9 protein-coding genes are annotated in these 9790 nt (G+C 24.5%); 3 read left to right on the top strand and 6 right to left on the bottom strand.

Features of this window, described 5'->3' with window-relative positions:
- The 5 genes from ACOTVC_RS08205 to ACOTVC_RS08185 all read right to left on the bottom strand — a co-directional run.
- The coding region (locus ACOTVC_RS08205; protein WP_421628269.1) for a DUF5710 domain-containing protein at positions 1–287 on the bottom strand (287 nt) is incomplete at its 3' end.
- 88 nt (positions 288–375) lie between these two features.
- On the bottom strand, positions 376–1035 hold the full coding sequence (locus tag ACOTVC_RS08200) for a hypothetical protein (RefSeq protein ID WP_236633137.1): 660 nt from the start codon (positions 1033–1035) through the stop codon (positions 376–378).
- 58 nt (positions 1036–1093) lie between these two features.
- A complete protein-coding gene (locus tag ACOTVC_RS08195; protein WP_139451631.1) occupies positions 1094–1507 on the bottom strand; it encodes a type II toxin-antitoxin system VapC family toxin in 414 nt (137 codons plus the stop codon).
- Positions 1504–2403, bottom strand: coding sequence for a replication/maintenance protein RepL (locus tag ACOTVC_RS08190; RefSeq protein WP_421628268.1), 900 nt, complete (start codon positions 2401–2403; stop codon positions 1504–1506). Before ACOTVC_RS08190 ends, ACOTVC_RS08195 begins: the two co-directional genes overlap by 4 nt.
- Positions 2404–2794: 391 nt before the next feature.
- Positions 2795–4450, bottom strand: a complete 1656-nt coding sequence (locus tag ACOTVC_RS08185) for a P-loop NTPase fold protein (RefSeq protein ID WP_421628270.1) — start codon at positions 4448–4450, stop codon at positions 2795–2797.
- 211 nt (positions 4451–4661) lie between these two features.
- Here ACOTVC_RS08185 and ACOTVC_RS08180 point away from each other — a divergent pair, with 211 nt between their 5' ends.
- The 3 genes from ACOTVC_RS08180 to ACOTVC_RS08170 all read left to right on the top strand — a co-directional run bounded on the left by ACOTVC_RS08180 (position 4662) and on the right by ACOTVC_RS08170 (position 8233).
- On the top strand, positions 4662–4964 hold the full coding sequence (locus ACOTVC_RS08180) for an EexN family lipoprotein (RefSeq protein WP_421628266.1): 303 nt from the start codon (positions 4662–4664) through the stop codon (positions 4962–4964).
- A gap of 67 nt (positions 4965–5031) precedes the next feature.
- A complete protein-coding gene (locus tag ACOTVC_RS08175; protein WP_421628265.1) occupies positions 5032–7227 on the top strand; it encodes a sensor histidine kinase in 2196 nt (731 codons plus the stop codon).
- Positions 7211–8233: a hypothetical protein gene (locus ACOTVC_RS08170; protein WP_421628263.1), complete on the top strand. Its 1023-nt coding sequence runs from the start codon at positions 7211–7213 to the stop codon at positions 8231–8233. Before ACOTVC_RS08175 ends, ACOTVC_RS08170 begins: the two co-directional genes overlap by 17 nt.
- Here ACOTVC_RS08170 and ACOTVC_RS08165 read toward each other — a convergent pair.
- The gene (locus tag ACOTVC_RS08165) at positions 8226–9482 is read right to left on the bottom strand and encodes a DNA cytosine methyltransferase (protein WP_139454250.1); all 1257 of its coding nucleotides are present in this window, start codon (positions 9480–9482) and stop codon (positions 8226–8228) included. The genes ACOTVC_RS08170 and ACOTVC_RS08165 overlap by 8 nt on opposite strands.
- Positions 9483–9790 lie beyond the last annotated feature (308 nt).

Below are 9790 nucleotides of genomic sequence, written 5' to 3'. Positions count from 1 at the left end.
GTTTTTACTCTATGAATTTTACCATCCATAATAGGTAAATTATCTATAATTAATCCTTCTTCTTCAAGTGATTTTTTAAATGATTGAAGGGCTAGGGAGGTGTTGGTTGAATAAGAATTACTTTTATTATTTAATGCGGTTTTATCTAACCATTTTTTAAATATATTAATATCTAATGATTTTGGTGCAAACCATTGTTTTTGTTTGTTGTCCCACATTGCACCAAGTTTTTTAGCTTCACGAATATCTTGATATGGAACAAACAAAAACATTCTTTTTTTTGGCAAGATATTCCCCTATTTATTTTAATTTAATGTTAGATTGACTATAATTTTGATGAAATTCAAAGGGCTTCCTAGTAGCCCATTCCAACTTTTAACAATATTCCAAAATTTCTTCATTGAATGTTTTAATTAAATCACTTAAAAATAAATCTATTTTTTGTGGATTTAATCCTATATGAGTGTTTTCTATTTTTGTCGTTAATCTTGGATAATATTTTCCATTGTTTTCTGTTGTTTTTAATATATTTTCCCAATGATAACTTCTATTTCTTAGATTTTGTAATAAACTAAGAACTACATCTACTTTATGTGTGTTTCTAAAGCGTAATTTCTTTCCTTTTTCAAAAAAGAAATTTCTATTATTCTCTCCGTAGTTTCTAAAATTAATACCTTTTAAATCCATTATAGAATTTTGTAATTTATTCTCTTTAATGAGATAGATAATAGTTCCCAAACTCATACAAGAAAGATATTGATGATGGGATAAAATCTTATTTTTTTCTCTATTTTCAATTTCAATCTTAGCTTTTTTAATATTTTCATCATTAGAGTTTTTTATCCAATCATTATCTTGCTCTGATAATTTACTATCAAGTTTATTTCTAAGAATAATTTCCAATGTTGCAATTTTTGGTGTGATCTTTCCTATAAGTTTAAGATTATCATAGTGTTTTACAACATCATTGTCATAAGAAGATAATCTTATTTGTGATAGTAATTCATTAAAATCTACTTTATTGAGCAATTTCATATTTTCCTCTAATTTTTAAATATTTTTAATATCTTAACATGAGATAGATGAAATATTGTTATATGTTTGTATCGCCATATCTTTTTATAGGTATTTTTAAATTTGGAAAATTTTTATCCATAGTATAAATTGCTGTGCAATTTTCTTTTTCTGCACAAAAATACTGCAAATAGTCTTCAAAATCACCTTTATTTTGCAAGTAAAAATCACAAGCCATATTAATAACGCTTGACCCAAATGAAACTATATCAAAATATGGATTTGTTATTGTGCTTTTAAAAAAAGACATAAGGGCTGGTAATTTGTCTTTATCTATTAAATAAGCGATAGTTGAAATCATATCTTCTGAAAACACTATTTTTATTTCATTAGATATTAAAAAATATATTAATTGTTTAGCTTGTTCATTATTTATTCTTGCTTCGTCAAAAAAATCAATAAAAATATTTGTATCAAGAAATACTTTTTTCATATATTACCCTTTTTTAAGTCACTTTCTAAAAATTCTTTTTTCATTTCTTTGGCTGTTTTACTTGGATGAAAAGCTCCATTAAACATACCTGCAAATTCATTAATAAAAGCCATTGCCTTTTGCTCATTTTTGCTTCCATTGAATAATGTAGGTTCTTCATTATCATTTGAAGTTAAGCTAGGAATGTTACTATTAACATCAATTATTTTCTCTTGTTTTAATGAAGGATAATTTATTTGCTCATCATCTTTTTTAGAAATAATCACTTGATTTTCTACAACATTCTTATCTGAAGCTATTTGCTTAACTTCTTCAATAACATAATGATCTGGATTTTTTTTAATTTGCTCAAGACCTTCATATTCACTTTCAACTGACACTTCTTGCTTAAATTCTAAATTGTCAAAATCAAAAGTTTTAACGACAGTTTGTCTTAATTTTTTTAGATCTTTAAAAGAACCCTTACCTATGATTTGAGGATTCATAATATATGAATTTGAACCAATAATATCATATTCTTTTCTCTGTTCTTCTGTTACTTTAAAAATAACTTGCTTATCTTCAAGTTCTTTTATCGCACGATAAACACTTGATTTTCCTAAAATCTTCCTACTTTCAAAATAATGAACGAACTCACTATTATATTGAAAAACATTTTGATAATTTAAATTTTTAATCATCATCAACACAACTCTTAAAGCAGGATTTGAAAGATTATCAGTAAGAAAACTAATGTTTTCTACAAATAATTTAATAAAATCATCTTTGGTTTTTTCTCTTTGCAAAAAAGAACTTATTACTGTGGTAACTTCTCCTGTTACAGCATCAACTTTCTCTTGAACATTACTATATAATTTTTTAGTTTCTTTGTTTTCTAAATTAACTATCTTTGCCATATATTACCTTTTCCCAAAAATTAAAAAACATTATAGCATTATTTTCCCAAAAAATGATAAATTCCCAAATAAAAAAACAAATTGTATCCCATACAATGAATTTTATTGATTATTTTGGGAAAAATTACTTTTTTAGTTTTTTCCCACCACGAGCAGTTTTTGTCCCACGGGTGGGAAAATTTGTCCCACGGGTGGGAAAATAAAAAACCTTAATAAATAGCTATTTTATAGGCGTTTGAGAGCATTTTTTATAAGTCTTTTTCTTCTTTATCTGTTCTTAAATTCAAAAAACCGCAAATTTCGCTAACGCTCATTTGCCAATAATGTAAATCAAAAGTAATATTATTACTTTTGAACTTTTATAATAATAAAATCCAAAAAAGAAAAACTATTAATTCTTATATGCTTCATATAATTCTTTATACTTTATTTGATTATTTTCATAACTAAAGAAAAATTTTATATAATAGTTTATTAGTTTGTTTTTCTTTAATTCTTTTATATCGTTAGTTTTTATTTGGCGATTTTCAATAAAGTATTCTAAGTCATTGTAGTTATTGATCTGGGTTAGTATGTTTTCATTATCTTTTTTATTGGCTTGATTGTTAGTTATTTTATTCTTATATCGTTCTGTTATTTCTTTGTCTATTTCTTCTTGTTTTGTTTTTAAGTCATTATCTTCTGTTATGTCTATTAGTTTTTTTAACATTTGATAATAAAAAGGATGTTTTTCTCGTGTAAATTCTTCGATATAGGCATTTTTTATTAAAATAGATTGTTTTTTTGTACGATCTGTATAATTAGCTAAAGCAAAAAAATCAACAGGATTGAAATTATTTATAAAAATTTTATATTTTTTATCTATTTCTTTTATTTTTTCTAGAATCTGATTTATTTCAGGTATATTGTTGTTTTTAATTTTTTCTTCTTTTATTTGTTTTATAATATTAAATAGTTTATCAATTTTACTAATAATGGTATTGTAATGGACTATTTCTTTTATATTTTCTTTTATATTTTCCATATCTTCTTTTTGTATATATGTAAAAGTGTTTTTTCTATAATCGTTTATTATTTTTTTTATAATGTTAGATATTTCTCTTAATTTTGGATTGTCATTAAATTCGTCTTTAGGTTTACAATTCTCAGGATTTAATTCTTTAGTTATTTCTAATAAAATAAATTTGTAAATATTTTCCGTTTCAGAGTTGTTTAAATCTGTTTTTAATTCTAATTTTTTATAAAAGATATTAAGTATATATGCTATTTTTTTAATTATTCTTAGATTATTTATTTTAATAAGTTCCCGGTATGGAATAATGGAATCTTGTATTTTAGGACATTTTTCTTTTATTATTTGTTTTGCCACTTCTGTTATAGATTCAATATAAAGCTCTGTTTCTATACTTTTTTCCTGGTGTTCTTTAAATATATCTTGTTGTTTTAAACTATCTATATCACCTATCAAAACCACTTTACATTTTTCTTCTTTTAGTTTATTAACAAGTCCTAAAATATCTTTAATATCAAGTTTATCTGATTTTCTTTCTAAATCATCAAGACATACAATTATATTTTCGAAATTTTTTTCTATAAATAATTGCAAAAATGCACCTATAGACAATTTCCAAAAAGTTATATTTCGAATAAAATATAAAATCTTGTTATGCTTATAAGCTTTTAGGGTTATTTCTTCTAAAACTTCTTTATAATGTTCCTTTCCAAACAAAGAAACATAAACAATATTTTTTACTTGTTTGTTTGGATTTTCAATATAACTAGAAGGAATAAAATATTTTATAATACTCATAAGAGTAATTCCAATGCATTGTTTTATGATAGAAATTAATATTATTAAATGGTTAAAAAAATTTGCATTAGACTTAAATTTTTTCCACAAATCTTCCTTATGCATTATTTTTGGATTAATTTCATTTTCAATTTCTTTCCATAAATAAGTTTTTCCAACTCCCCAGCCTCCATATATAAGCAAACTATAAAATTCATCACTTTTTAAAAATTCTTTAATTTGGTCTTTATAAGACATTTGTTCTTGTGTGTTTCGCATATTATATCCTTATAACAAATAACATAATTTTTACAAATTATTATATTTTGATATTATATTTATTTTTAAATTATTTTGCTAATTTTTTTAAATATGATATTATTTTAGAGTTTTTTAGTAAATTTTAGATATAATTTCAATATCATTAAAATATAACGAACATATTTAAAAAATATATCAAGGATATAAAATGAAAAAAGTAGTTTTAGGGTTAGCTTCTCTTAGTCTTATTGTTTTTTTAGGTGCTTGTTCATCAGAGCCTAAGTCTATGGAATATTTTAAAGATGCTAAAAATGAAAAAGAATTAAAAGATACTTTAAAATATTGTAAAGATAATAGAGACTCTATACTAAAAGATAAAACTTCAAAAGAATATATAGAATGTGAAAATGCTTTTAAAGCAGATATAGGTAAATCAATGGGGAAAGAGCCTTTGGATTATGGCGAGCTTAGAAAAAAATATGATAAAGAAGCTGATGCTTTATTTGACTAAATAGGAGTGAAAAATGAGTAGTGTTTAGCTACTCGTTTTTAATTTTTTAATATAAAAGTGGGAATTAATGAAAGAACAACTACATATTAGGCCTGAAGCTAGACTTATTAAAACAATTGGAGAGGATTTAATTAAAAATCCATATGCTGCTGTAGTAGAATTAATTAAAAATAGCTATGATGCTGATTCTGAAATAGTTATAGTTTCTATAGAATTAACTAATGAATATGTGTATGATAAAAAGCAAAAATTTTTAAAATTTACTATTGAAGATGATGGAGAGGGAATGTCTCTTGAAACTATTAAAAATACTTGGATGGTTCCAGCTACATCTTATAAAGTTAATAAGCAATATTCTTCTAAAAAGAAAAGAGTTGTTCAAGGTAAAAAAGGTATAGGTAGATATGCTTCTGCGATATTAGGTGATTTTTTGAGAATTACAACAACTGATTTAAATGGTATGACTTCTATAATAGAAATTGATTGGAAGCAGTTTGATGATGGTAAGTTTCTTGATGAAATTAATATTCCCTATGAATGTAATAGAACAAATTTGAAAAGTGGTACTAAAATTGAAATATATTCTAATATTGAAGTTTATTATGATGTAAGTAATCAACAATATAAAAATAGTATAAATTGGAATGATAACCAAAATAATTTATTATTTAAGGAATTAAGAAAACTTTTGGTCCCTGTAAATAAAAGTAATGAAATTTTTGAAATAAGATTTTCAACTAATGGTTTAATAGAATTTGGAATAGAAGATAAAAACGAGAAAATTGAATCATTTCCACTACTTGATTCTTATGAGTATAGAATTAAAGGAAAAATAAGCTCTAACGGAAAAGGTCTTTTATTTTATGAAAATAAGAATTTTGAAAATTCCAATGAAAAAATAGAATTAGATTTGCATAATATTTGCGGTAATATAGAAGTTGATTTAAGGGTATTTGATCTTGATCCTGATGTCATACAAAATCTTGTAAATGAACAGAAGGGTAAAGAAGAAAAACTTGGTAAAAGTGAATTTAAAGCCTTAATTAAAGGGTTTAGTGGTGTAGGTATTTATAGGAATTTGTTTAGAATAAGACCTTATGGAGATCATGATTTTGATTGGCTTGGTTTAAATGCAAGAAGAGTTAATAGTCCAACAGTGTCTATTGGCACTAATCAAATTGCTGGTTTTGTGAGTATTGAGTCAGAAAATAAGTCTAATTTAATTGAGAAAAGCGATAGAGAAGGTTTAAAAGAAAATGAAAATTATGATAATTTAAAAAAGATACTTTTAGAAGTTTTAAGTGAAGTTGAAAAAAGGAGATATGAATTTAGAAAAAATACTAAAAGAGGAAGAGTAGTTGCAAATAATATTAAAGATACTATACGAGATGTTTTTAGTTTTGATGATGTCAATAATAAAATAAGTGTTATTCTCCATAAGGCAAATATAGATGCACATATTATTGAAAAAGTTCAATTTGAGTTAAAACAAGAAGAGATAAAAAAAAATAATGGCTTGAAAAACATCGAGGAAGTTTTAGCTATGTATGAAGCTCATGCTGCTCTTGGAAAGCTAGTTTTGTATGTGCTTCATGAGGGAAGAAAGCCTATACAAATTATAGGACTTAAGCTTAATAATCTAAAAAAATCTTTACAGCGTTTTATAAAAACTAAAGATGAAAACATAGAACAAGATATAAAAAAATACAATGAAGATAGTTTATCTCAACTTGAAAAATTATCTAATTTATTTAAGCGTTTAGATCCTTTAATGATTACAAAGTCAAGTAGAAGAAAAGAAGTTAATCTCTATCAAAATGCTTTAAGTAATTATGAATTATTTAAAGAAATTTTAAAAAAAGAAAATATAGATTTTGAGATACAATGTGAAAATAAAGAACTATTTATTTACGGAAGAGATGAAGATTTATATATTATATATTCTAATCTGATAGAAAATTCTTTATATTGGTTTCAAGCAACTAAACAAATGCAAAAGAAAATTACTATTTCTATTTATAGGGATAGTAATTATTTCTATATTGATTATAAAGACAATGGTATAGGAATAAAAAAAGAATATGCTAATTTAATATTTGACCCCGGTTTTAGCACAAAACCAGAAGGTGGAACTGGTATAGGATTAACTATAGTAGGACAAGCTGTAAGCAGGAATGATGGAGAAATAAAATATATAAGAGCCGATGAAGGGGTTTATTTTAAAATAAGTTTTAAGGATACTCAGAATGAACAAGCAAGTTAAAACTATAAGAATTCTTTTTGTTGATGATAATCAAGAAACTCTTGATGCTTATGAAGAAAGTATTAAAGAAGAAAATGATAGTTTGCAAGAAGAATCAATACAATATAAAGCATATAAAGCACTTACATATGAAAAAGCACTAGATATATTAGATGAAAATAGAATTGATATTGCAGTAATTGATTTAGATTTGGGAAGTGAATTTACTGGTGAGGATATAACAAAATATATTTTAGAACGTTATAGTATTCCAATATTTATTGCAACAGGTAAACCTGCTGATTTTGATAATGAGTTGATAAGGCCAATGGTTAAAGTGTTAAATAGAGATAATATGAGATTATTTGATGAAATAAAAAAACAAATGCAATCTAAGTTGGTCCGTTTTTTTTCAAAAAATAATGGTTTTTTAGAACGGCAGATAGTAGAATTTTTCTGGGAGCATATGAGTAAAAATCTTCCATATTGGGAGCAATACGCTATTGATGAGATTGATCTTGTTTTATTAAGACATACTACAGCTTGTTTAAATGAAAAACTATATGTTAATAATTCTGGTGAAAAATATTTTAATAAATATCATCCAGGTGAAATGTATATTTATCCTTTTATTAAAGGTAGACATCATACCGGTGATATTGTAAAAAAGAATGATGATTTTTTTATTATTTTAACTCCATCTTGTGATATAGTAAATGATAAAAACGATTATTATATTTTAGCAAGAATAATAAATTACGACAAAAATAATAATAGTAATAAGATACCAGAACGTTTTTATCCTATTAAAAACTTTGCAAAAATATTTGAAGTTGACAATAAAGATAAAGAAATTTTAAAACCTAGTATATGTTTTCAAGGTTTAATATCAGTAAAAAAAGAAGAAATTTCTGACTATGCTAGAGTAGCCTCAATATCTTATCCCTTTTTAAAAGATATAATTGCAAAATTTTCTAGATACTATGCAAGACAAGGAAGTCCTGAAATTATTGAAGAACTTAGATAATCAATTCTTTTATTTTTTTTGCAATTTGTTCTGCCATTTTAGGTGGAACTGCATTACCTATTTGTCTAAAAATAGAAGTTCTTGGGCCTTCAAAGTAAAAATCATCAGGAAAACTTTGCAATCTCGCGGCTTCTCTAATAGATAAAGATCTTAGTTGAGTTATGTCTGGATGAATATAATAATGTCCATCCATAGCCATGTGAGCTAATATTGTATGAGAAGCATTGGTATTTTCTTTAATTACATTAAATCTATTTGTAAAAGAATTTGTATTTTTGTGAGATATAAGTTCTGGTCTTGTTAAGGCTAACTTTTTATAACACAATCTTTCACGTTTTGTATTCCATGCTAGTATAGCTTCTTTATAAATTTCTCTATCTCTATCATTATGTGGTCTTGTTTCATGTTGTGTTAAAATGTTAAAATCAGCGTCTCTGATATTTGCCATTTTTAAATATGAATTAGTTTTTTTTGTGTATTTGTTTAATCCTTCTATTTTTTCTCCAGGATTAATTTTTGGCAAATCTGATAAAACATCTTTTACAAAATAATTTTTATTTTCTATTTTTTCAAATATTGGGTAGGAATATTTTTTGCCTTTTTTGATTTTAAAACCAACAATAATGATTCTTTTTCTATTTTGCAATACACCAAAATCTGATGCAATTAACTCTTTTATTTGTATGGAATATCCTATATCTTCTATAGATTTTTTTAAATCATCAAAATACTTACCATTGCCAGCACTTTTTATACCAGGAACATTTTCAAAAACAAAAATTTTAGGTTTAAAAATATTTAAAAATTTAACATAATGTTTATATAAATAATTTCTATGGTCATTTTCTACGGTATTTTTCATTCTAGCCCTACCTATTACGGAATATGCTTGACATGGAGGACCACCTATAATTACATCAATTTTTTTAGATTGAGTTTTTTTTAAATTATTTTTTATTTTAGAAACGAGGCTATCAAAATTATGTTCAGATATTTCTTTGCAAATAACTTCTTCTGAATCTGATGTATTAGTTAACTCCCATAATTGTTCTTTGGTTATTTTTTTTAAGAGATAATCATAATATATGTTTAGATTATTATTCTTTTTAAGCTTCCAATATGAGGTTCTAGTTTTTAAAGTTTCACATGCATATTTATCGGATTCTATGTGTGCAACAAAAGTGGAATTTACCCTAAAAAATCCTTCCGATAATCCACCGGCACCTGAAAATAAATCTAAAATAGTCATTTCTACCTCTTTTTATAATATGTAATTATAGACAAAATAAGATTATAAAATACTTATAGTATATATAAAAAATACTAATAAAATATCTACCCAATATCAATAATATATGATATAAATATTTAATATAAATATTAACTAGAGATTTTAATCCCTAGTTAATTCCTTATCAGAATTTTCTTTTTTTAGACATACTACTTTATCCCTAAACATCTGCATTTTAATTTCTTTTGTTACAAATTCTAGTCCTTTTAAAAGCATTAAATCATTAAAATCACTCATACCTTGAGAGCTTTGCTCTTGTGTAAAAT

Source organism: Campylobacter sp. GB48, from assembly GCF_049221845.1.
GTDB classification, from domain to species: domain Bacteria; phylum Campylobacterota; class Campylobacteria; order Campylobacterales; family Campylobacteraceae; genus Campylobacter_D; species Campylobacter_D lari_C.
The sequence above is the reverse complement of the archived record's forward strand: the minus strand, read 5'-3'. Positions and strand labels throughout refer to the sequence as shown.

Coding starts and splice junctions, on each gene's coding strand:
- ACOTVC_RS08200 (WP_236633137.1), bottom strand. CDS start 1,035: ATGAAATTGCTCAATAAAGTAGATTTTAATGAATTACTATCACAAATA.
- ACOTVC_RS08195 (WP_139451631.1), bottom strand. CDS start 1,507: ATGAAAAAAGTATTTCTTGATACAAATATTTTTATTGATTTTTTTGAC.
- ACOTVC_RS08190 (WP_421628268.1), bottom strand. CDS start 2,403: ATGGCAAAGATAGTTAATTTAGAAAACAAAGAAACTAAAAAATTATAT.
- ACOTVC_RS08185 (WP_421628270.1), bottom strand. CDS start 4,450: ATGTCTTATAAAGACCAAATTAAAGAATTTTTAAAAAGTGATGAATTT.
- ACOTVC_RS08180 (WP_421628266.1), top strand. CDS start 4,662: ATGAAAAAAGTAGTTTTAGGGTTAGCTTCTCTTAGTCTTATTGTTTTT.
- ACOTVC_RS08175 (WP_421628265.1), top strand. CDS start 5,032: ATGAAAGAACAACTACATATTAGGCCTGAAGCTAGACTTATTAAAACA.
- ACOTVC_RS08170 (WP_421628263.1), top strand. CDS start 7,211: ATGAACAAGCAAGTTAAAACTATAAGAATTCTTTTTGTTGATGATAAT.
- ACOTVC_RS08165 (WP_139454250.1), bottom strand. CDS start 9,482: ATGACTATTTTAGATTTATTTTCAGGTGCCGGTGGATTATCGGAAGGA.